We start from the raw sequence: 25,445 nt of genomic DNA, 5'->3' as shown, positions 1-25,445 counted from the left end.
TCTTTACAGGCTTTCAATGATTATGTTTTCAGCATTATTATATTATCATTCTACCTCAATTTGAAATTCCGATAGAGCATTGATTCTAAAGATAACATTCATGTTATCTGATACTTAGCTACTGATAAAAAGTGGTGTAAAAAAGTAACAGAAAAAATTCAGACGGCCTGTTTTTCATACAGAAGGCATAGAAGCAGGGCATTTTTGGCATAAAATACAAAATTTAACATTATTGAATTTTTCTTAACTAATAAAGCGTTAAGATGCCTGCCGATTAATTGAATCACATCTGATTTTGACTCAAACACATACAGGAGATTAATTATGTCAATCGCTTCAGAATTTAAAGAATTTATTATGCGTGGCAACGTGATCGACCTCGCAGTCGGTATGGTTGTCGGTACAGCATTCAGCGGCATCGTCAAATCATTGGTTGACGACGTAATCATGCCCCCTATCGGCCTATTGATCGGCGGCGTTGATTTCTCCAACCTGTTCATTACATTGAAAGACGGCGCACAAGCCGCTCCTGCAGAAGGTTACGCCAACTTGGCAGCCGCCCAAGCAGCCGGTGCCGTTACCCTGAATATCGGTCTGTTCATCAACACCGTGATCAGCTTCCTGATCATCGCCGCTGCCATCTTCTGCGTGGTTAAAGCCATCAACTCTGTGAAAAAAGCCGAAGCTCCTGCTGAAGAAGCACCAGCAGAGCCTAGCGAAGAAGTTCTGTTGTTGCGCGAAATCCGTGACTCTCTGAACAAAAACTAATCACAATACCTAAACATACACACACAAACCAAGGCCGTCTGAAACCATTTCAGACGGCTTTTCTCATACCAATTTTCATTAAGCCCTTCCTATTGAAAAAACCATGCCTTCCCTTTCTCAGCAATCTATCCTGCTTTTTCAACCATGAAGCAATGCTCATGGTAAACACAAAGAAAATAAGAGCAGCATAACTCCTTGCCAATAAAAAAGCCCGATGCGTTCAACATCGGGCTTTTAACTGGAAAACCAATCTTAATCTTTGCGTGTTTCCACCAAAATCATTTCGACTGCTACGTCTTCCACTTCTACTTTAGGCACATCCGAACGGCGTGTTTTGGCAACAGGTTCAGGTTGTGGCTGCGCAGCAAAAGCGGCAACAGCTTGCGGATCGGTTTCAACGAAGATCAAATCGCCCAAACCTTCCGGCAAAACGATTGCGACAGGCGCTGCTTCAGCTACGGCTTCAGTTTGTGTGGCAACAGTTTCGGCTGGTGCTTCAACCGGTGCAACAGTAGCCGTTGCATTCGGAGACAATACCGCAGAAATGGCTTCTTTGACATTGTTGACCGCAGATGCAAGCAGGGCTTGTTCGGCATCGGCTCCTTCAGTTTGCGCTACGGCAGGCTCGTCTTCGCTTTCAATTGCAAATACGAATGGCTCTGCGCTGGTAACTTCAGGCTCGGATACCACAATCACCAGCGGCTCGGCTTGATCGCTTTCAGAAGACAATGTCGCATTTGCAGCTTCAACCGTTTCATTCAAACCCAAAACATGCGCTACGGCAAAGAGGACTTTGTCGGCGGTGTCGGTAATGTTCAGGTATTGCTCGATTTTTGCTGAAGACGGAATATTGCGTTTTTTGCTGTTGGAACGGCGGTCGTTGCGATTGTTGCGCTGACGGTTGTTGCGGTCGCGTCCTTGACGGCCGTTGTTTTTCACACCCTCTTCGCTGCGGGCGTTGTCGTCCGCTTCAACTTGCGCCTGTTCGCCATCGGCTTGAACGTTCACGTCCTCAACACGGTTTTCCGCAGATTGATTACGGTTGCGCTCGTTGCGACTGTTGTTGCGGCGGCGTTTATTGCCGTTTTGTTCCGCTTGGTTTTCAGACGGCATCTCAGCCAGTGCAGCCACTTCTTGAACGTTTACATCTTCAACTACTTCCTCAACACGGTTGCGCTCGTTGTTGCGCTCATCGCGGCGGTTGTTGTTACGGTTGCGGTTGCGGCGGGTGTCTTTACGCTCGTCGTTACGGCTTTCGCTTGATTTGCTTTCTTCAAACTTGCTGTCGGCAGCTTCGGCATTCACTTCGCGCACTTCGACTTTGCTGCCGTCGTTTTTGTTGTTGCGGCGTGGATTTTGACGGCGGCTGTTTGAACGGCGGTTGCTGTTTTGGCTGCGGTTGGTTGTAGTGCGTTTTTCGGCAGGCTCTTGAGCAACTGCGGCAGGTGCAGGCTCGCCGCCGAAAATGCGTTTCAACCAAGCTTTGAAGCTGTCCCACCAAGAGGCTTTTTTCTCAGGGGCGACAGTTGGTGCAGGCTGGGTATGGCGTACGCCTTTGACAGCTGGCTCAGGACGGGAAGCTTTGGCTTTTTCGCTGCCGAAAGGTTTGGCAGATTCGTCTTCTTCCGGCTCGGCGACGCGTTTGTAGCTCGGTTCGCCGTCTTCTTCTACGTCATCGATGCGGATGCGGTTGATTTCGTAGTGCGGATTTTCCAAGTGAATGTTTGGAATCAGGACGACGTTCACATCCAAGCGCTCTTCCATCGCAAACAGCTCGGCGCGTTTTTCGTTCAACAGGAAGGTGGCAACATCGACAGGCACTTGTGCGTGTACTTCGCCAGTGTTGTCTTTCATTGCTTCTTCTTGAATGATGCGCAAAACGTGCAGGGCGGTGGATTCGATGCCGCGGATGACGCCGGTACCGGCACAGCGCGGACACGCAACATGGCTGCTTTCGCCCAGAGCCGGTTTCAAACGTTGGCGGCTCAATTCCAAAAGACCGAAACGCGAAAGTTTGCCCATTTGCACGCGGGCACGGTCTTTTTTGAGCGCGTCGCGCAGTACGTTTTCAACATCGCGTTGGTGTTTCGGATTTTCCATGTCGATGAAGTCGATGACGACCAAACCGCCCAAGTCGCGCAGGCGCATTTGACGGGCAACCTCTTCGGCAGCTTCCATATTGGTTTTGAACGCGGTGTCTTCAATATCCGAGCCGCGTGTGGCACGCGCAGAGTTGACGTCGATGGAAACCAAGGCTTCGGTGTGGTCGATCACAATCGCGCCGCCGGAAGGCAGGCTGACGCTGCGTGAGAATGCACTTTCGATTTGGTGTTCGATTTGGAAGCGGGAGAACAGCGGCGTGTGGTCTTGATAGAGTTTCAGACGGCCTACATTGCTCGGCATGACATAGCTCATGAACTCGGCAACTTGGTCGTAAACTTCTTGATTATCCACCAGAATCTCGCCGATGTCGGGACGGAAATAGTCACGAATCGCACGAATCAGCAGCGAGCTTTCCATAAAGAGCAGGTAAGGGTCATGGTGTGCTTTGCCTGCTTCTTCAATGGCTTGCCAGAGTTGCTTGAGGTAGTTTAAGTCCCATTCCAACTCTTCCGCGCTGCGGCCGATGCCGGCAGTACGAGCAATGATGCTCATGCCGTTCGGAATGTCGAGTTCGGCCATGGCGGCTTTCAACTCTTGGCGCTCTTCGCCTTCGATACGGCGGGATACGCCGCCGCCGCGCGGATTGTTCGGCATCAATACCAAATAGCGGCCGGCCAGGCTGATGAAGGTGGTCAGTGCCGCGCCTTTGTTGCCGCGCTCATCTTTTTCGACTTGAACGATGACTTCCATGCCTTCTTTGAGCACGTCTTGAATACGCGCCCTGCCGCCTTCGTAATCGCGGAAATACGAACGCGATACTTCCTTAAACGGCAAAAAGCCGTGGCGGTCGGTTCCGTAATCGACGAAACACGCTTCCAGCGACGGCTCGATGCGGGTAATGATACCTTTGTAGATATTGCCTTTACGCTGTTCTTTGCCCAGCGTTTCGATGTCCAAGTCCAAAAGGTTTTGGCCATCGACAATGGCAACGCGCAGCTCTTCGGCCTGCGTTGCGTTGAATAACATTCTTTTCATAGTCACCTCGTGAACAGCGGCCGTTTGATTTGTGAATATCTTTTTCAGACGGCCTGTCTGTCCGGTTGGCACTCTTCAAAGGCAAGATGGGAAAATCCCCGTGTAACCAGTATTTGATTTGAAATCCGCAAGGTTGCATGCTTGAGCTCAAGCCATGTGCGGACGGATTCGGATAAAGAAGGAAATAAAGAACAATGCGGCGGAAAGGTTGATGGTTCCGCTGCCGTCCGAATGCTGATGTTTCGGACAAAATAAGGCAGCCTACATCTTCTTATTATCGTAGCGCCGGTAATTTCGGACGGTGCTGCGCGGACTGCGTCTTACGCCCGGCCGGACGGCAGGTTCAATTCAAACTTAATTACGGGATTGCGTTTGCCGGCTTTGAACAAACACAAGGAAATGCTTTGCGGAGTGCGTTTTTAATATAAAATCTCGTTTTAACAATAAATCCGTTTCAGACGGCCTGCGATGGCAGGTTCGAGTCCCGAAACGGACGTTTGGGATTATAGAGAAAATGCACGCAATACGCAAAGATTCAGTCAGCCTGATTGCCGTTGCCGAACACGAGGAAGGCCAACGCCTTGATAACTATCTGATAAAAATCCTCAAAGGCGTCCCGAAAAGCCATATCCACCGCATTATCCGCGCCGGCGAAGTGCGGCTGAACAAAAAACGCTGTAAACCCGACAACCGCATTCAGGCAGGCGATACCGTCCGCATTCCGCCGATACGTATCGCCGAAAAACAAAGGCCGTCTGAAAGCCAGGCCGCGCCTGCGCGCGAGTTTGACATCGTTTACGAAGACGATGCGCTTTTGGTCATCAACAAACCATCCGGCGTTGCCGTCCACGGCGGCAGCGGCGTGAGCTTCGGCGTCATCGAACAAATCCGCCGCGCTCGTCCCGAAGCACGTTATCTCGAACTCGTCCACCGCCTCGACAAAGACACCAGCGGCCTTTTGATGATTGCCAAAAAACGCAGCGCCTTGGTGAAACTGCACGAAGCCATCCGCAACGACCATCCGAAAAAAATCTATCTCGCGCTGGGTGTCGGCAGGCTGCCGAACGACCGCTTCCACGTCAAGCTCCCCCTGTTCAAATACACCGGCGCACAAGGCGAAAAAATGGTGCGCGTCAGCGAAGACGGCCAATCCGCCCACACCATCTTCCGCGTGTTAAACCGTTTTTCAGACGGCCTTTTGCACCAAGTCGGCCTATCCGACCTGACCTTTGTCGAAGCCACCCTGAAAACCGGCCGCACCCACCAAATCCGCGTCCATCTGCAATCGCAAGACTGCCCCATTGCCGGCGACGAACGCTACGGCGACTATCAAGCCAACAAACGCCTGCAAAAACTCGGTTTGAAAAGAATGTTCCTGCACGCTTCCGAGCTGCATCTCGCCCATCCGCTGACCGGAGAGAAACTGATCCTGGAAGCCCCCCTGCCGCAAGAATTGGCACAATTTGTTTTAATGCTGGAAAATCAGGAAAAGGCCGTCTGAAAGGAAACCCATGAAACCCAAACTCATTATTTTCGACTGGGACGGCACACTTGCCGACACCACCAACCCCATCATCCACACCTTTCAGCAAAGCTTTGCCGATTGCGGCCTGCCCGTTCCCGAAGCCGACCAAATCCGCCCGCTCATCGGATACAGCCTCTCCGGCATCATCCGCCGCCTTGCCCACAACGTCAGCGAACACGTTCAGGAAACCCTGATTGAGACCTATGCCGCGCACTACCTCAATCCCAACAACCGCAACATGACCCTGTTTCCCGAAGCCCTGCCCTGCCTGCAACGCTTGAAACAACAAGGCTATTGGCTTGCCATCGCCACCGGCAAAGGCCGAAGCGGCTTGGACAAAGCCATCGCACAAACCGACACTCAAGACTTTTGGCTGGAAACCGCCTGCGCCAGCGAATATCCGTCCAAACCCGCGCCCGATATGGTACTTGCCCTCTGTGACCGACTGGGTATTGAACCGGAAGAGGCCGTCGTCGTCGGTGACACCACCCACGACCTAGAAATGGCCGCCAACGCCAAAATCCGCGCCATCGCCGTCACCACCGGCGCACATACTGCCAAACAGCTTTCCTCCATGCCCCATGTTGCCATGCTCAATAGCTTGGCCGAGTTGCCTGATGTATTGGAAACCTTATAAAAGGCTATGCAACATCTATATTAAAGGCCGTCTGAAACCTACTTTCAGACGGCCTTTAATTTGTTTTATCGATCTGAGCGCACCCTGACAAATGTTGCAAATTTCGGCGTTCCCTTTTGCGTAAAACCACGATAACGGTAAGTAATCAGCGCACCGATTTTCGGCGGATGGTCGCGGTCTTTATCCTTAAAACCGCTGCCGATACGAAACTCGCCATATTGGTTTTTGCATCCTACCGCACCCAAACGCCCGACATTGCGCCCTTTGCCCTCATAATGACGCGTTACCGTACATTCATCATCATATTCACTTTTCAGCTTCAACAGCTGCCCATTTCTACCGCTTGCATAACGGGCTTCAGGTTGACGCAGCATCACCCCTTCCCCACCCAGCGCTTCAACTTGTTTCAAAAAATCCAAAGCATGCTGTTTGTCACGCACCTTGACTTGCGGAATAACCGTAAACCGTGCCGACGGGTGTGATTTCAGCCATTTCGAAGCCGTTTCCAGACGCTGATACAGATTACCCTGCGCCTGTGGCACATCAAAAACATGCAAGCGGATGCCGTCCCAAGTTCCCGAGGCAGAACGCACCGTCGCGGAAATTTGCTCAAACCGCCCTCGTCCGCTGTACAACTCACCATCCATCGGAAACGGCGGAAAACCTGCTGTAAAACCTTTGGGTGGTGTAAACGCATAGCCCTGACGACTGACCAGCTGCCTGCCGTCCCAATACGCGCGTACGCCATCCAACTTTTCACTCATGGCCCAACCGGCAATATCTTGATTTTTATATTCCTGAGCCAACAACAAATCTGCACCAAACGCCGCAGAGATGAAAGAAGCCGCAAAAATCGGTATCATGGTTCGCATTACATTATTCATAAGACACTTTTCCAGACTTGCTTTTTATTATATGTGCATAATAACAAAAGACCGTCTGAAACGTAAACAACATTAAATAAGCCTTTCCTAGGAACACCCATGGCACTCCAATTTGAAATCAACGCCGTTACCCCTTTCCGTCAAAACTGCACGCTGATTTGGGATGACGAAACCAAAGAAGCCGTTTTGACCGATGTCGGCGGCGACGTACCCTATTTATTGCAACAAATCAAAAACAAAGGCCTCAAGCTGACCGCCATTTGGCTGACCCACGGCCATCTTGACCACGCAGGCGGCGTGGTTGAACTTTTGAAAACCTGCGACGTACCCGTTCTCGGCCCGCACAAAGACGACGAATTCCTGCTCCAAGCCCTTCCGCAAACGACGGCGCAATACGGCTTCCCTGTTTCTCCGTCATTCACGCCGACATGCTGGCTGGAAGAAGGGGAAACGCTCAAGGTCGGCAATCACAGCTTCCAAGTCCTCCACATTCCCGGCCACACTCCCGGCCAAGTCGTTTTTTACAACGCCGAAAATGAACTTTTAGTCGCAGGCGATGTTTTATTTTATGAGACTGTCGGTCGCACAGATTTTCCACGCGGCAATCATGATGACCTCATAAACAATATCTGCGCTAAACTATTAACCCTGCCCGAAACCACGCAAGTTATAGCCGGACACGGCCGTATGACCAGTATCGGGCATGAGAAAAGGTACAATCCATTTCTGGTTCGCTAATATGAATGTTGTATAAAGCCAACATTTTGGCATACTCAGATTATGCGCATAAAAGAAAACTGGCATACAATTTGCAGGGATAACACCCGAAAGATTAAGTACCTAATCTCCGGCAAATGCCAAAATGAACTAAAGCACAAAGATAACAAGGTATTACGCAATACAACCTGATTTATCGAAAACCGGACATCTCTAAACCCCAAGCCTTACTCGAAGTGAAATTGTTACAAAGTGACAATAAATGTCAGTCAGGCCGTCTGAACGGTTCTGCCGATTCAGGCGGATACAACGGAGATGAGGCGCAATGCCCTGCCGGAATGTGCCGATGTTCTGTTTGTCAAACCGTCGGGTACATCTTTAAGAAGCACAACATTATTTGGGTAAACCGGCAAACTCGCTGCCGGCACTAACAGGCCGTCTGAAAAGTTCGGCCGGTAAAATCAATAAAAGGATTATCAAATGAAAAAAATCGCAAAAGTAGGCTTCGTCCTGCTGGCTACCGGCCTGCTGGCCGCCTGTGCTACTAAGAGCAAAATCACTCCTGAAGGCACTACAGACGAGCCACGCTTCCCTAAACCTTACTCCCTGACCTTCAACAAAGACCGCGGTACATTCCCGACTTTTGACGAGCTGGATCAAATGCGTCCTGGTCTGACCAAAGACGACATCTACAAAATCCTCGGCCGTCCTCACTACGACGAAGGCATGGTTGGCGTGCGTGAATGGGACTACCTGTTCCACTTCTACACCCCGGGCGTAGGCGTTGACCCTGAAAACACTTCCGGCGTTGAAGGCATCACTACTTGCCAATACAAAGTGATCTACGACAAAGACAAATTTGCACGCAGCTTCTTCTGGAATCCAGTATTCCCTAAAGATGCCGTATGTCCTCCTCCAGCACCTACACCTAAACAAGAGCCTCAAGTGATCATCCGCGAGATCATTAAAGAAGCTCCTAACCGCATCCGTCAATAAGGACAAATTTGAAACGGATCCTATTGGGTATAGCCTTGGCAGCAGGTCTGAATTCTTTGGCCGCTGCCGATGCTGTCAGCGACTATATCCAGCGTAAAAAAGTTGTGGTCAATACAGCTAAGGCGGAGCTTTGCTTTGCCGACGACGGTCAGTGCCATCCGGTACTGATTGGCAAGACCACGCCGAAAGGCAAATTCAATATGACGCCGATGATGACCAGCAAACCGGGTTACGGTGGCGAGGTTATCGGCTTCAAAGAAGAAAATGACTTTCTGTTTGCGTTACACAGGGTATGGACGCTCAAGCCACAGGAAAGACGCATGGAACGCATCGTCTCCCCTCATGTGGCCGACCGCATCATAACCAATGGTTGTATCAACGTACAAAATAATGTGTACGAAAAACTGCGTCAGTATTTCATTTTAGAAGTCATCTGATGTAGGCTTTAGTTTGAATAAAGGCCGTCTGAAATTTCATCTTTCAGACGGCCTTTTCTTTTTATTCGTAAAACCTTTATGACTGGCTATACTGATACAGTCTTGATGGCACGGCAACTTCGTTGAGGCTGCTGATTCAGAAAAAGAAAACTCTATCAACCTAACGCGTATCTAAAAAAAGCTGCCTAAAAGTTCAGGCAGCCTTTATTGTTTATAAACAAATAATATGTTAACCTATTGTTATCGAATAGATTTAATTATTCGTAATATCATTTCACCAAGCAAAAAGGACTCTATCTTATGAACCGTCGTCAATTTATCGGCAGCGCCGCTGCTGTTTCCCTTACCGCCGCCGCTTCTTTTGCCCGTGCTCACGACCATGCAGGCCATGCACACCACGCCGGTCATGCCGGTCACGCGCATTCTGCACCGCGCGCCTACGAAGCTGCGCGCAAAGCGGCCGCACATTGCGTTGAAGCCGGTCAAATCTGCTTGGCGCACTGCATTGCCCTGTTGAGCGCAGGCGATACCTCCATGAAAGACTGCGCAGCCGGCGTCAATCAAATGCTGGCACTGTGCGGCACCTTGCAAAACCTCGCTGCCCAAAATTCACGCCTGACCCCATCTTTGGCAAAAGTGTGCATCGAAGCCTGCAAACAATGTGCTGCCGCCTGCAAAGAACACGCCGGCCACCACGCTGAATGCAAAGCCTGCTACGAATCTTGCTTGGCTTGCATTAAAGAATGCGAAAAAATTGCCGCTTAAGCACTATTGAAAAAAGGCCGTCTGAAATTCAGACGGCCTTTTATTTTGCTATTTTGTTTACGCTATTCGGCTGCAAGCTCTTGCTCATCCAGCAGTTTTTTCCGAACAATCGCAGGGTTGCCCGCAGCCACGCAATAAGGCGGCACATCTTTGGTAACCACCGAACCTGCACCAATTACCGCGCCCTTACCGATGGTAACGCCGCCCATGATAATCGCACGCCGGCCAATCCAAACATCATCTTCAATCACAATCGGGCTGATATCTGTATAACCTTCGAAGCGGCGGGTTTCAGGGTTGAATTTGTGGTTGGTCGAATAAAACAGGCATTCCGGCCCCATCATCACGTTCTTGCCGAGGGTCAAACCGCGGCAGATTTCGCAATTTACGCCGATACCCGAATTGTCGCCGACTACCGTATCCGGAAAGACGTATCCGCCTTTTTCAATATTGACGTTTTTACCGATGTTTGGAGAAATACACGCAGCCAAAGCAACACGGAATTTTTGCGCAATTCTGCCGAATGGTTTGCAATAAGACGGGGGCAACACTCCTCCCAAAACACGCAAAATGCACGTCAATATCTTTTTCCACATTGATTCCGTCTCCTGTTCGTACAAGCGTAAATATTATTCAGACTATTATTCTTCTTAAAGTTTCACATCTAGAGGAGGTTTTACATCCTCTTTTCAGTTAGATTACAATCTGACCGCATAATATGCAGTTCGAGACTCTATTCTAAACTGTTCTCGTCTGTTGCGAAACTGCCCTGCATACAAAATATCCTCTTGACGAAACAGCCAAAAATAGCGAAAATTCCATGCTTAACTGAAGTACAGGCAAAACCCCTGTGCCCGCTTAATCGAAAGGAAATAAAATGAAACAAGGTATTCACCCGAACTACCACGAAATCAACGTTACCTGCTCTTGCGGCAACAAATTCGTGACCAAATCCGCAATGGAAAAAGACAGCTTCAACGTTGAGGTTTGCTCTCTGTGCCACCCTTTCTACACCGGTACTCAAAAAATCGTCGACACTACCGGTCGCGTGGACAAATTCAACAACAAATTCGGCAACCTGTTCAAACGCTAATTGCCGCTTTGTCAAAAAGACTGCTTCGTGCAGTCTTTTTTGCATTCAGGCCGTCTGAAATATTTCTGTCAGACGGCCTGAGCTTTTTGTCGTCAACCGAATACCATATCATTCCAAACACCCGATAAAAACGAGCCGTAAGCATTGTTTTACAAAGCCCTCCAGTCCGGCATATCGCGCAAACCCGTCAAACCCTGTACCATTGCTATTCAAATCAACCGTTTTTTGACCTTCCATGCTGACTTACACACCGCCCGATCCGCGCCGCCCCCAAAAAACCCATGAAAAACCATGGCTTCTGCTGCTGATGGCCTTTGCCTGGCTGTGGCCGGGCGTGTTCTCGCATGACTTGTGGAACCCTGCCGAACCCTCCCTCTTTACCGCCTCCGAATCCATGAAAAACGGCGGCAGCCTGTTAATTGCACAAATCTTCGGCCAACCCGATTTCACCATCTCCCCTGCTTTTTTATGGGCGGCAACCGCATTCCAAACCCTGTTTTCACCTTGGGCAGCCGATGCCTATGATGCCGCGCGTTTTGCCGGCGTGGTATTCACCGCCATCGGACTGACCGCCTGCGGTTTTGCCGGTTTCAACTTTCTCGGCAGACACCATGGCCGCAGTGTTGTCTTAATCCTTATCGGCAGCATCGGTTTACTGCCCATCGCCCACTTCCTCAATCCCATGTCGGCCGTCTTTGCTGCATTTGGATTGATTCTGTGCGGCTTCTCACTGGCACGCCGCCGCGTCATTATTGCCATTTTGCTGTTGTGCGGCGGCTGGGTTTTACTCTCCCTCTCCTCAGGCTATCTGCTGACCGCAGCCATGATTTTTTTGGCACTTGCCCTGTCGTTCCATTCCACTTGGCAAAGCAAACGCTATCTGCTGACTCTGATTGGCACCATCGTCGTTTCCCTGCCCCTGCTGATTCTGTATCCGCTGGTTTTATCCAAAACCAATCCCGAATGGTTTGATATTTGGTTCAACCATTATTCCTTAGGCGTATTCGGCGGTTTCCATCAGATTCAGACGGCCTTCAACCTGCCCTATTATCTGAAAAACCTGCTGTGGTTTGCCCTGCCTGCTTGGCCGCTGGCGGCATGGACGCTCAGCCGCACGCGTATCCACGATAAAAACTGGGGCATTCTGAGCCTGTCGTGGCTGATTATCATGACAGCCCTACTCGCCATCAATCCGCAACGCCTGCAAGACAACCTCGTTTGGCTGTTGCCGCCACTCGCCCTACTCGGCGCGGCACAACTGGACGGCCTGCGTCGCGGTGCAGTGGCATTTATCAACTGGTTCGGCATCATGGCATTCGGTTTCATTGCCGTCTTCCTGTGGCTGGGCTTCTTCGCCATGAACTACGGCTGGCCCGCCAAACTAGCCGAACGCGCCGCCTATTTTAGCCCGTATTACATCCCCGACATCGACCCGATTCCGATGGCCGTCGCCCTGCTGTTTACCCCGTTATGGCTCTGGGCGATTACGCGTAAAAACATCCGCGGCCGCCAAGCCGTAACCAACTGGGCGGCCGGCGTTACCTTGGCTTGGGCTTTACTGATGACCCTGTTTTTACCGTGGCTCAACGCCGCCAAAAGCCATGCGCCGGTGGTTCACCAAATGGAAGCCGCGCTTTCTTCCGAATTGAAACAGCAGCTTTCAGACGGCCTCGAATGTATCAGCATCGACGGCCAAGACCAGCGCACACGAATCGCGTGGACACAATACAGCCATATTAAAACCACGACCAACAACCCGTCCTGCCGCTACCGCCTCATCCGCCAAGCCGCCAACATCGGCGCACCTTCGGGCTGGCAAACCTTGTGGCAAGGCGCAAGACCGCGCAACAAAGCCGAGACTTTCCTATTGCTGGAAAAAACTGCAGCGCAGTAAGCCATACCAGCCTCAAAACTGAATATTCCCACCCCAACAAAGGCCGTCTGAAAGAACTTTTATCCTTTCAGACGGCCTTTGACTCACTTTAACACCGCTTCCCGTACAATGGCCCTTTTCCCTTATCTGCCTAAAAACATGAAACCCAACCGCCTTTTGCCCCTCGTCCTCTTATTGACCGCCCTCTCCGCCCATGCCAAAGATTTCATTATCTACGACCGCATGGACTATGTCGGCAAACCCGACCTGACTGCCGACAAACTCTCCAAAGTGTTCTTGGTTTACGAAAGCGAGCTGGTCAAACCCGATCCGACGGGCAAACGCAAACACGGAGTACTTAACGAAGCGCGTATCCGCGAATTGGCCAAACAATCGCGCCGCGAAGGCTACCGCACCATTTCTACCGACATCGAAAGCTGGTTTGCCGAAAAATACGGCCAGCTGCTGACGCCCGACGAATTGAGAACTGACTTCGCGCGGATGTACCAAATCTTCAGAGAAGAAAACCCGCGCGCCGTCATCAGCAACTACGGCATGCCCTCCGAACACCTGCACGGCATCCGACACTACCGTCCCAACGTTGACAACGAAGCCATCTTGACAAAATGGCGGCAAGTCAGCAAACGCCGTGCGCCCACCGCCGCTATCAGCGACTATGCCAATCCTGTGTTCTACATCACTTCCCCCGATTTGGTGCAATGGGAAAAAGACGTGAAAACCGCCGTTGACGACATCCACCAACGCTTTCCCAACAAAAAAATCATCGGCTACATTTGGCCGCAATATTATTCGGCCACCAACAGCCCTTATTTCAAACAGTTCATCGACCCCGTCCGCTGGCGCAAAATGCTCGAAATCAGCAAAAAATACACCGACGGCGTGATTATCTGGTCGGACAAGCGCGATGAAAACAACCAAATCGTGCGTTGGAACGATCCGCGCATCCAAGCCACGATGAAAGCGACTCAAGCCTTCATCAATGCCAATGCCAAAGAAATCAAGGTAGAAGGTTTGCAGAAATATTAAAAACAAGGCGGGCATGTTTGCCCGCCTCTTTATAATATGCAGTTAATTCCTAATAGTATTCATAAAGCTGTTAGGCATACTGGTCAAAAATCGTTAAAGAAAGGTCAGTAAAAATGAGAAAACTATCAATATCATCAGATGAGGGATTGGTTCCAATAAGAACAATTCAACAATTCGCTGAAGATGTAGGGGTCGTTTTTCCTGTTTCATATGTATCACTTCTTGGCAAACATGATCATTTATACCCTAAAGAAAATATTTTCAATTTTATCAATCAATACGGTGAAAATGATGAAAGGGACATTTCATTTTTAGGGTATAAGCAAAATTTAGGCTATGAGGATATTTATAGCTATTCATGTATCGATGATGAATATGGATATGCAAAAAAAGTGATTGCTTTTGGGATTTCAGCTAATGGAGATTATATCTGTTTTGATTACAGAAAATGCAATGAAAATCCATTTATCATTCTGATGTATCATGATGATTTTTATGAAGATGAGAATGGAGATACGAAAATGGTAACTAGCCATATTGCAGATAGTTTTGATGCCTTTTGGGATATGCTATATGAACTTTCAGATTAAATGTGTAGGTTGAGTTGAAAACCCAACTAAATTAAAAAAAATTGTCTGACATCAGCAAGCCGTAGCCCATATGAAACCTAAACTCAACAGGTAGGATGTGTGCGGAACGCACGTATTCGCTTCTCAAGGTTTGAGCTGAGAGGCTGTCTAAAGACAGGAAAACCGTTTCAGACGGCCTTTGTTTAACACAACCGATCCAGCGCGGGCCATAAAGTGCAGTTGTCCCAAAGGGTATATTGATAGGCAAATACAAAAAGGAGGTAAAGTCAATTTTACTACCTTTAAACATTTTCAATTTGGAGTATTGCCATGATAATTAATTATCAAGAAGCAAAGAAAATCGCAGTATCTTTTTTAAGTCAAATAGAGCAAGAAATGGGAATTTCATTGTTAATAGTTGAATCTCATGTACGAGAAAATGATGATGGATGGTTTTTCCCATATCAGTCAAAAGAATATTTAGAAACAATGGATATAAATAAATCTATTATTGGAAATTGGCCTATATTTGTTTCTAAAAATGGAGGAGTTCCTTCTATTCGTTGATTTTAGCCCATTAGCTAAGTCCGTATCCTACTAAATTTGAAACTATATGGATGGAAACAGACTCATAACGGGGAAATGTATGGACCAACAGGACGCTTTAGGCATAGAGCAAAATAATGAGATTAAAGAAATATCCTTATAACTCTATAAGAGAGTTATAAGGATATTTAATAAAAACCTATCAAAAATATATTATTCTACAAGAGAGAGAGAGGAAAGGAAATTTATCGATGTTTTATTCTTTCTTTTCACAAATAATTCAATATAGATATTAGATTAGCTGTTTCCTGTCTAAGCTCCCCCCAAAAAAGTATTGATATTTGATGATAAAAATATTTTTAATTAGATTTGATTCAGTTGTTTTTTGTATTTCTATACAAAATATACCTACACAGCCGCCTGTATGTTTGACACAACATGCGACAAAACGACCGTACCACCAACGCTTCTGCATTCTTTCACACGTTTTTACCCGTTATTCCTACGCGCAGGCCGTCTGAAAATTGCCCGAATATCCAATACCCTTTACAATACACGTAATTAAAATACATTTTTTGATACCCCCTCTCCTGCATGAGTTCCACACCCTTCATCGAAATGAAAGACGTTGCCTTCGCATATGGTGACCGTCCTATTCTAAACAACATCAACTTCAGCATTCCACAAGGCAATTTCGCCGCCGTAATGGGTGGTTCGGGCAGCGGTAAAACCACGCTGATGCGCCTGATTACGGGTCAAATTCACCCGCAATCGGGCAAAGTGCTGATTGAAGGGCGAGATTTGGCCGCATTTTCGGCGCAGGAGCTATACGAACACCGCCGCCGTATGGGCGTTTTGTTCCAACACGGCGCATTGTTCACCGACTTATCCGTCTTCGACAACATCGCCTTCCCCATGCGCGAGCTGACGGATTTGCCCGAAGCGGTCATCCGCGATTTGGTGGTGTTGAAACTGAATGCAGTCGGTTTGCGCGGTGTTGAAAACCTGATGCCTTCCGAGCTTTCCGGCGGTATGTCGCGTCGCGTCGCCCTCGCACGCACGATTGCGCTCGACCCTGAAATCATGTTGTATGACGAGCCTTTCACCGGCCTCGACCCGATTTCGCTGGGCGTTATCGCCCACCTCATCAGCCGTGCCAACAAAGCCCTGCGCTCAACCAGCGTGATGGTAACGCATGATATTGAAAGATCATTGGAAATTGTCGATCAAGTCATTTTCTTGGCACACGGCGAAATCATGTTCTCCGGCTCGCCCGAAGAAATGCGCGAACTCGACTCGCCTTGGGTGCGCCAGTTTGTCGGCGGCTTGGCAGACGGCCCCGTCGCCTACCGCTATCCGGCGCAAACGACTTTAAAACAAGACTTGCTGGGCTGATGTTCAGACGGCCTGAAACTTAAACAAGGCCGTCTGAAAACCATTTAACCAATCAACTGGAACCTATGAATTTTATCCGTTCCGTCGGGGCAAAAACCCTCGGCTTCATCCAATCGCTGGGCAGCATTACGCTGTTTTTCCTGCATATCCTGGCCAAATCAGGTACGGCGTTTACCCGTCCTCGCCTGAGCATCCGCCAGGTTTACTTTGCAGGCGTGTTGTCTGTCCTGATTGTTGCCGTGTCCGGCCTGTTTGTCGGTATGGTATTGGGCTTGCAAGGCTATACGCAGCTGGCAAAATTCAAATCCGCCGATATTTTGGGTTATATGGTTGCCGCTTCCCTGTTGCGCGAATTGGGTCCTGTATTAGCTGCCATTCTGTTTGCCAGCAGCGCGGGCGGTGCCATGACCAGCGAAATCGGCTTGATGAAAACCACCGAGCAGCTTGAAGCAATGAACGTGATGGCGGTCGACCCCGTGGCACGCGTAGTTGCGCCGCGCTTTTGGGCGGGCGTGTTTTCCATGCCTTTGCTGGCTTCGATTTTCAACGTTGCCGGTATTTACGGCGCGTATTTGGTCGGCGTCGAATGGCTGGGTTTGGACGGCGGTATTTTCTGGTCGCAAATGCAAAACAACATTACCTTCCATTACGACGTACTCAACGGCTTAATCAAATCCGCCGCTTTCGGCGTAGCCGTTACGCTGATCGCCGTACATCAGGGTTTCCACTGCGTACCGACCTCCGAAGGTATTTTGCGCGCCAGTACACGCACGGTAGTGTCTTCCGCCCTGACCATCCTCGCCGTCGACTTCATCTTGACCGCATGGATGTTTACCGACTAAAGGCCGTCTGAAACGACACTTAAAAAGAATGAAACAAGGACAATAGCACATGAAAAAAAATGCTTTGGAATTTTGGGTAGGACTGTTTGTCTTATTGGGCGCGGCCGCTATCGGTTTCCTCGCCTTCCGCGCCGCCGGCGGACAATCGTTCGGCAAATCATCACAAACCTACACCGTCTATGCCGATTTCAGCGACATCGGCGGCTTGAAAACCAACGCGCCGGTCAAATCCGCAGGCGTACTGGTGGGCCGTGTTGCCTCCATTCAGCTCGACCCTAAATCCTATCAGGCAAAAGTCGCCCTCAATCTGGACAGCCAATATCAGTTCAGCAGCGACGTTTCCGCACAAATCCTGACTTCAGGCCTGTTGGGCGAACAATACATCGGCCTGCAACAAGGCGGCGATACCGATTCTTTGGCAGCAGGCGACACCATTACCGTCACCAGCTCCGCCATGGTTTTGGAAAACCTTATCGGCAAATTCATGACCAGCTTTGCCGAAAAAAACGCAGACAGTGAATCTGCCGGTCAAAACAAACAATAAACACATATCAACCCAATATTCAGGACACTATCATGAAAAAAACTTCTTTTATCAGCGCATTGAGCATCGGCGTATTAAGCATCAGCATGGCATTTGCCGCACCTGCAGACGCAGTTAACCAAATCCGTGAAAACTCCGTTCAAGTGCTGAAAATCCTCAACAGCGGCGATGCCAACACCGCACGCCAAAAAGCCGAAGCCTACGCCATCCCTTACTTCGACTTCCAACGTATGACCGCGTTGGCCGTCGGCAACCCATGGCGCACTGCAACTGACGCACAAAAACAAGCATTGACCAAAGAGTTCCAAACCCTGCTGATCCGCACCTACTCCGGCACCATGCTGAAATTCAAAAACGCCAAGGTCAACATCAAAGACAACCCTGTCGTAAACAAAGGCGGTAAAGAAATCGTTGTCCGCGCCGAAATCAACGTTTCCGGCCAAAAACCGGTCAACATGGACTTCACCACCTACCAAAGCGGCAGCAAATACCGCGCATACAATGTCGCAGTCGAAGGCGCAAGCTTGGTTACCGTATACCGCAACCAATTCGGCGAAACCATCAAAGCCAAAGGCATCGACGGCCTGATTGCCGACTTGAAAGCCAAAAACGGCGGTAAATAATCCACCCACACACCATGCCGCCTGATGTTCAGACGGCATGGTGCCTTACATCATAAAGACACCATGCAAACAGAAATCCGCAACGGCACGCTCTACATCAGCGGCGACGTTACCGTCAAAACCCTGACTGCCTCCGCCTTTGCGCGCTACGAACAACAATGCCGTCTGAAAGAAACAGACAGCATAGACTTCAGCCAAGTAGGCAAAGCAGATTCCGCCTGCGTTTCCCTGCTGCTCAACGCTCTGCGCCGGACAGACAAAAAACCGACCATTCAAAACATTCCCGATTCCGTCCGCGCACTGGCCGAACTTTACGAAATCAAAGACTGGTTGCAATCATGAAAAAAACCACCGCTTCCCTCTGCCTCATCATCAGCCTTGCCTCCGCTCCCGCACTTGCCGAACGCAATCCGGCCGACCCTTACGAAGGCTACAATCGCACCGTTTCCAAGTTCAACGACAAAGCAGACAAATACGTCCTTTCCCCTGTAGCACGCGGCTATCGCAAAGTAACGCCCAAACCGGTGCGTACCGGCGTGAGCAACTTCTTCAACAACCTGCGCGATGTTGTCAGCTTCGGCAGCAACGTGTTGCGCCTTGACATCAAACGCGCTAGCGAAGACCTCGTCCGCGTCGGCATCAACACCACCTTCGGCCTTGGCGGTTTAATCGACGTAGCCGGTGCAGGCGGCGTACCCAGCAATAAAAACACCCTCGGCGACACCTTCGCCTCATGGGGCTGGAAAAACAGCAACTACTTCGTCGTCCCCCTGCTCGGCCCGTCTACCGTACGCGATACCGTCGGCAACGCCATTACCACCGTCTATCCGGTTAAAAATGCCATCTTCCACACCAGCGCAGGACGCTGGGGTACAACCGGCCAGCAAGCCATCAACACCCGCGAAGAGCTCCTCGACCTGACCGACAGCCTCGAAGGCGCAGCCATCGACAAATACAGCTACACACGCGACCTTTACATGAAAGTCCGCAGCCAACAAACCGGCGGCACGCTCCCTCAAAGCGAAGACGACAACATCGACATTGATGACTTAGTGGACAGCAATGCCACTTCCGAACCGGTAGCACCCCCCCAATCTGCTCCGGCAGAAATCCCCGATACAGCCAATCCCCAAACCCTGTATCAAACACCATCAGAAAATCCCTGATTATTCCCAAAAATAAAGGCCGTCTGAAATTCAGACGGCCTTTATCCCCCAAAAGATAGCCAGTCCACCACCTTTGCTATATCATTCAACTATACAGAAACCAAGGAAAACACCATGTACGAAGTCAACCGCAGCGTCTTCCTGCTCATCCCCCTCGATCCTTTTTGGAACTGGCTGAAATCCCTGCCCGGCAATCACTTGGACGGCCTGACGCTTGAAGATATCCAAGCCGATGCCAATTCCTACCTCGTTCGCCCGTGCGAAACCGCCGACGAAGTATGGGACGAGATCGAAGCGCGTTTCGAAGATATTTTTGCTGCCGAATTGGCCGACTGGTGCGAAGACGAAAGCGAATGGCCTGATTTGGACGCCGACATTTTCAACGAATGGTTCGACATCCAACTCTCCACCGTGATTACCGACCTCGAACACGAACCAATCGCACGCGAAGAGTTCCAACCCATCAATCTCAACTGATGAAACTGACCGTCCGCAACTACCACCTCGACGGCTACGGCCACGTCAACAATGCGCGCTATCTCGAATTTCTCGAAGAAGCACGCTGGACGTTTTTCCAAGAGCATGACCTTCTGTCCGAACTCAAAGGCATCATGCTCATTGTTGCACGCGTTGATATCCGCTACCGCCGCCCATCGCTCGAAGGCGATGTTTTAACCTTCACAGGCCGTCTGAAAGACATCGGCACACGCCACATCATCCTCAGCCAAACCGCGACCCTGCCCAACGGCAAAGCCGCCATCGAAGCCGAAGTTACCCTTATGCCCGTCAGCAGCGAAAGCGGCCGCAGCATCAGCGTTCCCCAAACCTTAGCACACGCAATTCAAAACCTTACATCATGAAAAAAATACTCACACTCCTTGTCGTTGCCACGATCGGCGCACTTCTTGCCTTCGTCCTTATCCCCAGCAACAAAGCCGCCCCTGATTTTGCCCTGCCCGACCTGCAAGGCAAAATCATTACCAACTCCGATTTGAAAGACAAAGTTACCCTCATCAACTTCTGGTTTCCCTCCTGCCCCGGCTGCGTGAGCGAGATGCCTAAAATCATCAAAACCGCCCAAGACTATCAAGGCAAAAATTTCCAAGTCCTCGGCATTGCCCAGCCCATCGACCCTATCGAAAGCGTCCATCAGTACGTCAAAGAATACGGCCTGCCTTTCACCGTCATGTACGATGCCGACAAAACGGCCGCAAAAGCCTTTGGCACACAGGTTTACCCGACTTCCGTCCTGATCGACAAAAACGGTAATATCCTTAAAACCTACGTTGGCGAACCCAATTTCACCCAACTCTACCAAGAAATCGACCAAGCCCTCGCCCAATAAATCCAAGGCCGTCTGAAACCACATTTCAGACGGCCTAAAACCGAAATATCCTTTATAATAAGCAACATTTTATCCGTTCAGACACCAAGCTCCTCTATCAACAAAGGTCGTCTGAAACAACCGAATACCCATAAGAGAACACCATGAAATTCATCGACGAAGCAAAAATCGAAGTCGCCGCAGGCAAAGGCGGTAATGGCGCAACCAGTTTCCGCCGCGAAAAATTCGTACCCCGCGGCGGCCCTGACGGCGGCGACGGCGGCAAAGGCGGCAGCGTTTGGGCAGAAGCCGACGAAAACACCAACACCCTCGTCGAATACCGCTTCGTCAAACGCTACCAAGCCAAAAACGGCGAAAAAGGCCACGGCTCTGACCGCTACGGCGCAGGTGCGGACGACATCGTCCTCAAAATGCCCGTCGGCACCCTCATCCGCGACCTCGATACAGACGAAATCGTCGCCGACCTGACTTACCACGGCCAGCGCGTCTGCCTTGCCAAAGGCGGCAAAGGCGGCTTGGGCAACATCCACTTCAAATCCTCCGTCAACCGCGCGCCCAAACAATCCACTCCCGGCGAAGAAGGCGAAACCCGTTCCCTGCAACTCGAGCTTAAAGTCCTCGCCGACGTCGGCTTGTTAGGCATGCCCAACGCCGGCAAATCCACCCTGATTACCGCCGTATCCGCCGCACGTCCAAAAATCGCCAACTACCCCTTCACCACCCTGCATCCGAATTTAGGCGTCGTGCGCATCGACGAAAACCACAGCTTCGTCATGGCCGACATCCCCGGCCTGATTGAAGGCGCGGCAGAAGGCGCAGGCCTAGGCCACCGTTTCCTCAAACACTTATCGCGCACCGGCCTGCTGTTGCACGTCGTCGATTTGGCCCCCTTCGACGAAGCCGTCAACCCAGCAGAAGAAGCCCTCGCCATCATCAACGAATTACGCAAATACGACGAAGAACTCTACGGCAAACCGCGCTGGCTGGTGCTGAACAAACTCGACATGCTCGACGAAGAAGAAGCCCAAGCACGCACCGCCTCCTTCCTCGAAGCCATCGGCTGGGATTACCCCAAACCAGACGACCGCTTCCAATTCGACATGGAAACCCCGCGCCTCTTCCAAATCAGTGCTCTGACCCACCAAGGTACACAGGAGTTGGTACACCAAATCAACCAATACCTAACCGAGAAAAAACGCATCGAAGCCGAAAAAGCCGAAGCGGAGCAGGCAGCGGCAAAAGCCGAAATTGTGGCAAATCAGCCAAAAACGAATACTAACGTTTTACAGGCTGAATAAAGTTTCAGGTGGCATTTCTGCGTGAAATCCCACCCAAAAATAAAAACAAAGGAAAATTTGATGAATCCAGAAAATATATTTGTTTCTTCTTCAAACGACACACCTATGGTGCAACAGGATTTTGACGAATTGAAACAAGCCGTTGCCCTGCTGACCAGTCCGTCATTAACTGCCAAAATGACGGCAATAGTCGGTTCGCCTGTGGAGTACCTATTAGACAAGCTACCCAAAGGTGCGGCAGACAAAGTTAATCAAATTATTCAGACAGCATTGCATAAAGTATTCGATGCCAGTGCATCCACTATGAATAGTGAGAAAACTGAAGCCTCTACTAAAACTCATAAATTAATGGCAGGCGTAACGGGTGCGGTTGGTGGTTTTTTCGGCTTCACTGCTTTGGCAGCCGAGTTGCCAATTTCCACCGCCATTATGATGCGTTCCATTTTGGACGTAGCACGCAGTGAAGGTTTCAACATCAACGATTACCAAACCAAATTGGAATGTATTGCCGTCTTCGGTTTTACCGTCAATGAAGACAAAGATGATGACAGCGCTGAAAGCGGTTATTATGCCAGCCGTATCGCATTGAGCCAAATCATGAACGTAACCTCAAAAGAACTACTTGTTTTGACACAGGGTACAACTGCCAAAGTGATTGACACTTCGGCTATCGGCAAAGCATTAGCTCAAATCATTCAGGCTGTTGCCACACGTTTGGGCGTTCCGCTTACCGAAAAAGTGGCAGCGCAATTAGTTCCTGGCATCGGTGCAGTTGCAGGTGCAACCCTAAACGTCATGTTTACTGATTTTTATCAAGACATCGCTCGCGGACATTTTATTGTCAAACGCTTAGAAAGCAAATATGGCGAAAGCCATGTCCGCCAGCAGTTTAATCTGATTCGTCATCAAAATATATTATCATCACAATAACCTATTGAATATGCTAACCATCTACAACACCCTCACCCGCCAAAAAGAACCCTTCGCCCCCATCGACCCTAAAAACGTGCGTATGTACGTTTGCGGTATGACTGTTTACGACTACTGCCATTTAGGTCATGCCCGCGTGATGGTTGTGTTCGACATGATTGCCCGCTGGCTGCGCGAGTGCGGTTATCCGCTCACTTATGTGCGCAATATCACCGACATCGACGACAAAATCATCGCCCGCGCGGCTGAAAACGGCGAAACCATCGGCGAACTGACCGCGCGTTTCATTCAGGCTATGCACGAAGATGCCGATGCTTTGGGCGTATTGCGTCCAGATATTGAGCCGAAGGCGACGGAAAACATTCCGCAAATGATTGCCATGATTGAAACCCTGATTCAAAACGGCAAGGCATATCCTGCCGCAAACGGCGACGTTTACTACGCCGTGCGCGAGTTTTCCGCTTACGGACAATTGTCGGGCAAATCGTTGGACGACCTGCGTGCAGGCGAGCGTGTAGAAGTGGACGGTTTCAAACGCGATCCGCTTGATTTTGTATTGTGGAAAGCGGCCAAAGCAGGCGAACCTGCATGGGAAAGCCCTTGGGGTAACGGCCGTCCGGGTTGGCATATTGAATGCTCTGCCATGAGTGAAAACCTGTTCGGCGATACTTTCGATATTCACGGCGGCGGCGCGGACTTGCAGTTCCCGCACCATGAAAATGAAATCGCCCAAAGCGTCGGTGCCAGCGGTCATACCTGTGGCCACGACCACGCGCAAACCCATCACGGTCAAAGCATCGCCAGCCACGTCAAATACTGGCTGCACAATGGCTTTATCCGCGTGGATGGCGAAAAAATGTCCAAATCGTTGGGCAACTTCTTCACCATCCGCGAAGTGTTGAAACAATACGACCCTGAAGTCGTGCGTTTCTTCATCCTGCGCGCCCACTACCGCAGCCCGTTGAACTACTCCGACGCGCATTTGGACGACGCAAAAGGCGCACTGACCCGTCTGTACACCACGTTGAAAAACACTCCTGCGGCTGAGTTTGATTTATCTGAAAACGCCAACGACTACACCCGCCGCTTCTACGCCTCCATGAACGACGATTTCGGTACGGTCGAAGCGGTTGCCGTGTTGTTTGAGCTGGCAGGAGAAGTGAACAAAACCAATGATGCGCACCTCGCCGGCTGCCTGAAAGCTTTGGGTGGCATCATCGGCCTGCTGCAACGTGATCCGATTGAGTTTCTGCAAGGCGGCGCGGTTTCAGACGGCCTGTCCAACGAGGAAATCGACGATTTGATCGCCCGCCGCAAACAAGCGCGCGCGGATAAAAACTGGGCGGAATCCGACCGTATCCGCGACCTTCTGAACAAACACAAAATCATTCTGGAAGACAACGCCGGCGGTACAACTTGGCGCCGCGGCTAATTTGATTTGATATAAAAAGGTCGTCTGAAAACATTTTCAGACGACCTTTTTATATCTGGTTGAAAACCGTGATGTGTGTACTTAATCTTCTAACAGGTTCTTCTTGATGACCGCAGGATTCCCAGCAGCGACGCAATACGGCGGCACATCTTTAGTTACCACAGCCCCTGCGCCGATAACCGCTCCTTTGCCTACTCGGACACCGCCCATAATAATCGCGCGCCGTCCGATCCAAACATCATCCTCAATCACAATCGGAGACCTTTGCAAAAAAGCCCTTCCCCAACAGCCGAAACCTAAACACAGGTTTTCGGCTGTTTTTGTTTCGAATATCCACTGATTTTACCCAAATATCCCCTTAATTCCCCTTGGATACCTGATTAATCAGGCATCCGGGCCGCCTTTTAAGCAACAACAGGCACATTTAGCCTGTTAGCCGCTTTCAACAGGTTCAAACACATCGCCTTCAGATGGCTTTGCGCACTTACTTTGAGCAGACCGAAATAGGCTGCCTGGGCATAGCGGAATTTACGGTGCAGCGTACCGAAGCTTTGTTCGACCACATAACGGGTCTTCGACAAATGTCGGTTGCGTTTGGTTTGCGCTTCCGACAGCGGATGTTTGCGGTGGGCTTTGCGCATAATGCCGTCCTGTAGCCGATACTCTTCCAGATGTTGCCGGTTTTCCTCACTGTCATAGCCTTTGTCGGCATAGACGGTCGTACCTTTGGACAGTCCTTCCAGCAAAGGCAACAGGTGTTTGCATTCATGGGCATTGGCGGGGGTAAGGTGCAGTTTTTCGATATAGCCTTCCTCATCGGTGCGGGTATGTTGTTTGTAACCGAGTCTGTAGAGGCCGTTTTTCTTTATCCAACG

At 50.1% G+C, this 25,445-nt stretch carries 28 protein-coding genes and 1 pseudogene; 24 read left to right on the top strand and 5 right to left on the bottom strand.

The features are described from left to right. Positions 1-324 precede the first annotated feature (324 nt). Complete coding sequence (mscL, locus tag ACTHSN_RS04955; RefSeq protein ID WP_440361732.1) at positions 325-768, top strand: large conductance mechanosensitive channel protein MscL; 444 nt, start codon at positions 325-327, stop codon at positions 766-768. 252 nt (positions 769-1,020) lie between these two features. On the opposite strand, the gene ACTHSN_RS04950 is transcribed toward mscL, so the two are convergent. Further along, entirely contained in the window at positions 1,021-3,906 is a 2,886-nt protein-coding gene (locus ACTHSN_RS04950) for an Rne/Rng family ribonuclease (protein ID WP_440365133.1), read from the bottom strand. A gap of 514 nt (positions 3,907-4,420) precedes the next feature. On the opposite strand from ACTHSN_RS04950, the gene ACTHSN_RS04945 reads away from it, so the two are divergent. After that, complete coding sequence (locus ACTHSN_RS04945; protein WP_070646536.1) at positions 4,421-5,407, top strand: RluA family pseudouridine synthase; 987 nt, start codon at positions 4,421-4,423, stop codon at positions 5,405-5,407. Positions 5,408-5,417: 10 nt separating this feature from the next. Then, a complete protein-coding gene (locus ACTHSN_RS04940; RefSeq protein ID WP_070461147.1) occupies positions 5,418-6,068 on the top strand; it encodes an HAD-IA family hydrolase in 651 nt (216 codons plus the stop codon). A gap of 65 nt (positions 6,069-6,133) precedes the next feature. On the opposite strand, the gene ACTHSN_RS04935 is transcribed toward ACTHSN_RS04940, so the two are convergent. Next, positions 6,134-6,940: a DNA ligase gene (locus tag ACTHSN_RS04935; protein ID WP_070461150.1), complete on the bottom strand. Its 807-nt coding sequence runs from the start codon at positions 6,938-6,940 to the stop codon at positions 6,134-6,136. Positions 6,941-7,051: 111 nt separating this feature from the next. On the opposite strand from ACTHSN_RS04935, the gene ACTHSN_RS04930 reads away from it, so the two are divergent. The 4 genes from ACTHSN_RS04930 (at position 7,052) to ACTHSN_RS04915 (ending at position 9,867) form a co-directional block, all read left to right on the top strand. Then, positions 7,052-7,690, top strand: coding sequence for an MBL fold metallo-hydrolase (locus tag ACTHSN_RS04930; protein ID WP_070461154.1), 639 nt, complete (start codon positions 7,052-7,054; stop codon positions 7,688-7,690). A gap of 459 nt (positions 7,691-8,149) precedes the next feature. Continuing rightward, positions 8,150-8,665, top strand: coding sequence for an outer membrane protein assembly factor BamE (locus ACTHSN_RS04925; RefSeq protein WP_070461158.1), 516 nt, complete (start codon positions 8,150-8,152; stop codon positions 8,663-8,665). A gap of 8 nt (positions 8,666-8,673) precedes the next feature. Further along, positions 8,674-9,102, top strand: a complete 429-nt coding sequence (locus ACTHSN_RS04920) for a hypothetical protein (protein ID WP_049329449.1) — start codon at positions 8,674-8,676, stop codon at positions 9,100-9,102. 300 nt (positions 9,103-9,402) lie between these two features. Then, a complete protein-coding gene (locus ACTHSN_RS04915; RefSeq protein WP_070461161.1) occupies positions 9,403-9,867 on the top strand; it encodes a four-helix bundle copper-binding protein in 465 nt (154 codons plus the stop codon). A 62-nt stretch (positions 9,868-9,929) separates the two neighbouring features. Here the strand turns inward: ACTHSN_RS04915 and ACTHSN_RS04910 are convergent, their stop codons facing one another. After that, positions 9,930-10,463, bottom strand: a complete 534-nt coding sequence (locus ACTHSN_RS04910) for an acyltransferase (RefSeq protein WP_070583988.1) — start codon at positions 10,461-10,463, stop codon at positions 9,930-9,932. A gap of 281 nt (positions 10,464-10,744) precedes the next feature. Here ACTHSN_RS04910 and rpmE point away from each other — a divergent pair, with 281 nt between their 5' ends. The 17 genes from rpmE to cysS all read left to right on the top strand — a co-directional run bounded on the left by rpmE (position 10,745) and on the right by cysS (position 24,570). After that, complete coding sequence (gene rpmE / locus ACTHSN_RS04905) at positions 10,745-10,960, top strand: 50S ribosomal protein L31 (protein WP_003681847.1); 216 nt, start codon at positions 10,745-10,747, stop codon at positions 10,958-10,960. 235 nt (positions 10,961-11,195) lie between these two features. Next, positions 11,196-12,854 carry an ArnT family glycosyltransferase gene (locus ACTHSN_RS04900; RefSeq protein WP_440365132.1) on the top strand — a complete coding sequence of 553 codons (1,659 nt, stop codon included), beginning with the start codon at positions 11,196-11,198 and terminating at the stop codon, positions 12,852-12,854. A 138-nt stretch (positions 12,855-12,992) separates the two neighbouring features. Next, complete coding sequence (locus tag ACTHSN_RS04895; RefSeq protein WP_232502738.1) at positions 12,993-13,880, top strand: hypothetical protein; 888 nt, start codon at positions 12,993-12,995, stop codon at positions 13,878-13,880. A 113-nt stretch (positions 13,881-13,993) separates the two neighbouring features. Further along, positions 13,994-14,470, top strand: a complete 477-nt coding sequence (locus tag ACTHSN_RS04890; RefSeq protein ID WP_101755765.1) for an SMI1/KNR4 family protein — start codon at positions 13,994-13,996, stop codon at positions 14,468-14,470. 309 nt (positions 14,471-14,779) lie between these two features. Next, on the top strand, positions 14,780-15,016 hold the full coding sequence (locus tag ACTHSN_RS04885) for a YrhB domain-containing protein (protein WP_083297186.1): 237 nt from the start codon (positions 14,780-14,782) through the stop codon (positions 15,014-15,016). Positions 15,017-15,589: 573 nt separating this feature from the next. Further along, positions 15,590-16,390: an ABC transporter ATP-binding protein gene (locus ACTHSN_RS04880; protein WP_049344969.1), complete on the top strand. Its 801-nt coding sequence runs from the start codon at positions 15,590-15,592 to the stop codon at positions 16,388-16,390. Between the two features lie 65 nt (positions 16,391-16,455). Continuing rightward, a complete protein-coding gene (gene mlaE / locus ACTHSN_RS04875; RefSeq protein WP_049344968.1) occupies positions 16,456-17,232 on the top strand; it encodes a lipid asymmetry maintenance ABC transporter permease subunit MlaE in 777 nt (258 codons plus the stop codon). A gap of 49 nt (positions 17,233-17,281) precedes the next feature. Further along, entirely contained in the window at positions 17,282-17,776 is a 495-nt protein-coding gene (gene mlaD / locus ACTHSN_RS04870; RefSeq protein ID WP_049329454.1) for an outer membrane lipid asymmetry maintenance protein MlaD, read from the top strand. Positions 17,777-17,808: 32 nt separating this feature from the next. Next, on the top strand, positions 17,809-18,399 hold the full coding sequence (locus tag ACTHSN_RS04865; RefSeq protein ID WP_070460242.1) for an MlaC/ttg2D family ABC transporter substrate-binding protein: 591 nt from the start codon (positions 17,809-17,811) through the stop codon (positions 18,397-18,399). A 63-nt stretch (positions 18,400-18,462) separates the two neighbouring features. Continuing rightward, entirely contained in the window at positions 18,463-18,741 is a 279-nt protein-coding gene (locus ACTHSN_RS04860) for an STAS domain-containing protein (protein WP_036493932.1), read from the top strand. Beyond that, positions 18,738-19,565: an MlaA family lipoprotein gene (locus ACTHSN_RS04855; RefSeq protein ID WP_070460240.1), complete on the top strand. Its 828-nt coding sequence runs from the start codon at positions 18,738-18,740 to the stop codon at positions 19,563-19,565. The genes ACTHSN_RS04860 and ACTHSN_RS04855 overlap by 4 nt, the downstream gene beginning before the upstream one ends. Before the next feature lie 114 nt (positions 19,566-19,679). Next, entirely contained in the window at positions 19,680-20,042 is a 363-nt protein-coding gene (locus tag ACTHSN_RS04850) for a hypothetical protein (protein WP_003681812.1), read from the top strand. Further along, the gene (locus ACTHSN_RS04845) at positions 20,042-20,425 is read left to right on the top strand and encodes an acyl-CoA thioesterase (RefSeq protein WP_070460238.1); all 384 of its coding nucleotides are present in this window, start codon (positions 20,042-20,044) and stop codon (positions 20,423-20,425) included. Before ACTHSN_RS04850 ends, ACTHSN_RS04845 begins: the two co-directional genes overlap by 1 nt. Next, positions 20,422-20,910 (top strand): peroxiredoxin family protein, encoded by a 489-nt coding sequence (locus ACTHSN_RS04840; RefSeq protein WP_070695251.1) that lies wholly within the window; start codon positions 20,422-20,424, stop codon positions 20,908-20,910. The genes ACTHSN_RS04845 and ACTHSN_RS04840 overlap by 4 nt, the downstream gene beginning before the upstream one ends. 143 nt (positions 20,911-21,053) lie before the next feature. Further along, complete coding sequence (obgE, locus tag ACTHSN_RS04835) at positions 21,054-22,208, top strand: GTPase ObgE (protein WP_070460233.1); 1,155 nt, start codon at positions 21,054-21,056, stop codon at positions 22,206-22,208. Positions 22,209-22,268: 60 nt separating this feature from the next. Then, positions 22,269-23,138 carry an EcsC family protein gene (locus ACTHSN_RS04830; RefSeq protein ID WP_070460231.1) on the top strand — a complete coding sequence of 290 codons (870 nt, stop codon included), beginning with the start codon at positions 22,269-22,271 and terminating at the stop codon, positions 23,136-23,138. 10 nt (positions 23,139-23,148) lie between these two features. Then, positions 23,149-24,570 carry a cysteine--tRNA ligase gene (gene cysS, locus ACTHSN_RS04825; RefSeq protein ID WP_070460229.1) on the top strand — a complete coding sequence of 474 codons (1,422 nt, stop codon included), beginning with the start codon at positions 23,149-23,151 and terminating at the stop codon, positions 24,568-24,570. Between the two features lie 81 nt (positions 24,571-24,651). Here the strand turns inward: cysS and ACTHSN_RS04820 are convergent. Next, a pseudogene (locus ACTHSN_RS04820) lies at positions 24,652-24,831 on the bottom strand (DapH/DapD/GlmU-related protein); the annotation flags it as partial. Positions 24,832-24,974: 143 nt separating this feature from the next. Further along, on the bottom strand, positions 24,975-25,445 hold a 471-nt coding region (locus ACTHSN_RS04815; RefSeq protein ID WP_440365131.1), incomplete at its 5' end, for an IS5 family transposase.

The sequence above is a fragment of the Neisseria sp. P0009.S010 genome, assembly GCF_051958545.1.
GTDB classification, from domain to species: domain Bacteria; phylum Pseudomonadota; class Gammaproteobacteria; order Burkholderiales; family Neisseriaceae; genus Neisseria; species Neisseria subflava_A.
The sequence above is the reverse complement of the archived record's forward strand: the minus strand, read 5'-3'. Positions and strand labels throughout refer to the sequence as shown.

Excerpts from the sequence above, each read along its gene's own strand:
- mscL (WP_440361732.1), top strand. The coding sequence starts at position 325 with ATGTCAATCGCTTCAGAATTTAAAGAATTTATTATGCGTGGCAACGTG.
- ACTHSN_RS04950 (WP_440365133.1), bottom strand. The coding sequence starts at position 3,906 with ATGAAAAGAATGTTATTCAACGCAACGCAGGCCGAAGAGCTGCGCGTT.
- ACTHSN_RS04945 (WP_070646536.1), top strand. The coding sequence starts at position 4,421 with ATGCACGCAATACGCAAAGATTCAGTCAGCCTGATTGCCGTTGCCGAA.
- ACTHSN_RS04940 (WP_070461147.1), top strand. The coding sequence starts at position 5,418 with ATGAAACCCAAACTCATTATTTTCGACTGGGACGGCACACTTGCCGAC.
- ACTHSN_RS04935 (WP_070461150.1), bottom strand. The coding sequence starts at position 6,940 with ATGCGAACCATGATACCGATTTTTGCGGCTTCTTTCATCTCTGCGGCG.
- ACTHSN_RS04930 (WP_070461154.1), top strand. The coding sequence starts at position 7,052 with ATGGCACTCCAATTTGAAATCAACGCCGTTACCCCTTTCCGTCAAAAC.
- ACTHSN_RS04925 (WP_070461158.1), top strand. The coding sequence starts at position 8,150 with ATGAAAAAAATCGCAAAAGTAGGCTTCGTCCTGCTGGCTACCGGCCTG.
- ACTHSN_RS04915 (WP_070461161.1), top strand. The coding sequence starts at position 9,403 with ATGAACCGTCGTCAATTTATCGGCAGCGCCGCTGCTGTTTCCCTTACC.
- ACTHSN_RS04910 (WP_070583988.1), bottom strand. The coding sequence starts at position 10,463 with ATGTGGAAAAAGATATTGACGTGCATTTTGCGTGTTTTGGGAGGAGTG.
- rpmE (WP_003681847.1), top strand. The coding sequence starts at position 10,745 with ATGAAACAAGGTATTCACCCGAACTACCACGAAATCAACGTTACCTGC.
- ACTHSN_RS04900 (WP_440365132.1), top strand. The coding sequence starts at position 11,196 with ATGCTGACTTACACACCGCCCGATCCGCGCCGCCCCCAAAAAACCCAT.
- ACTHSN_RS04895 (WP_232502738.1), top strand. The coding sequence starts at position 12,993 with ATGAAACCCAACCGCCTTTTGCCCCTCGTCCTCTTATTGACCGCCCTC.
- ACTHSN_RS04890 (WP_101755765.1), top strand. The coding sequence starts at position 13,994 with ATGAGAAAACTATCAATATCATCAGATGAGGGATTGGTTCCAATAAGA.
- ACTHSN_RS04885 (WP_083297186.1), top strand. The coding sequence starts at position 14,780 with ATGATAATTAATTATCAAGAAGCAAAGAAAATCGCAGTATCTTTTTTA.
- ACTHSN_RS04880 (WP_049344969.1), top strand. The coding sequence starts at position 15,590 with ATGAGTTCCACACCCTTCATCGAAATGAAAGACGTTGCCTTCGCATAT.
- mlaE (WP_049344968.1), top strand. The coding sequence starts at position 16,456 with ATGAATTTTATCCGTTCCGTCGGGGCAAAAACCCTCGGCTTCATCCAA.
- mlaD (WP_049329454.1), top strand. The coding sequence starts at position 17,282 with ATGAAAAAAAATGCTTTGGAATTTTGGGTAGGACTGTTTGTCTTATTG.
- ACTHSN_RS04865 (WP_070460242.1), top strand. The coding sequence starts at position 17,809 with ATGAAAAAAACTTCTTTTATCAGCGCATTGAGCATCGGCGTATTAAGC.
- ACTHSN_RS04860 (WP_036493932.1), top strand. The coding sequence starts at position 18,463 with ATGCAAACAGAAATCCGCAACGGCACGCTCTACATCAGCGGCGACGTT.
- ACTHSN_RS04855 (WP_070460240.1), top strand. The coding sequence starts at position 18,738 with ATGAAAAAAACCACCGCTTCCCTCTGCCTCATCATCAGCCTTGCCTCC.
- ACTHSN_RS04850 (WP_003681812.1), top strand. The coding sequence starts at position 19,680 with ATGTACGAAGTCAACCGCAGCGTCTTCCTGCTCATCCCCCTCGATCCT.
- ACTHSN_RS04845 (WP_070460238.1), top strand. The coding sequence starts at position 20,042 with ATGAAACTGACCGTCCGCAACTACCACCTCGACGGCTACGGCCACGTC.
- ACTHSN_RS04840 (WP_070695251.1), top strand. The coding sequence starts at position 20,422 with ATGAAAAAAATACTCACACTCCTTGTCGTTGCCACGATCGGCGCACTT.
- obgE (WP_070460233.1), top strand. The coding sequence starts at position 21,054 with ATGAAATTCATCGACGAAGCAAAAATCGAAGTCGCCGCAGGCAAAGGC.
- ACTHSN_RS04830 (WP_070460231.1), top strand. The coding sequence starts at position 22,269 with ATGAATCCAGAAAATATATTTGTTTCTTCTTCAAACGACACACCTATG.
- cysS (WP_070460229.1), top strand. The coding sequence starts at position 23,149 with ATGCTAACCATCTACAACACCCTCACCCGCCAAAAAGAACCCTTCGCC.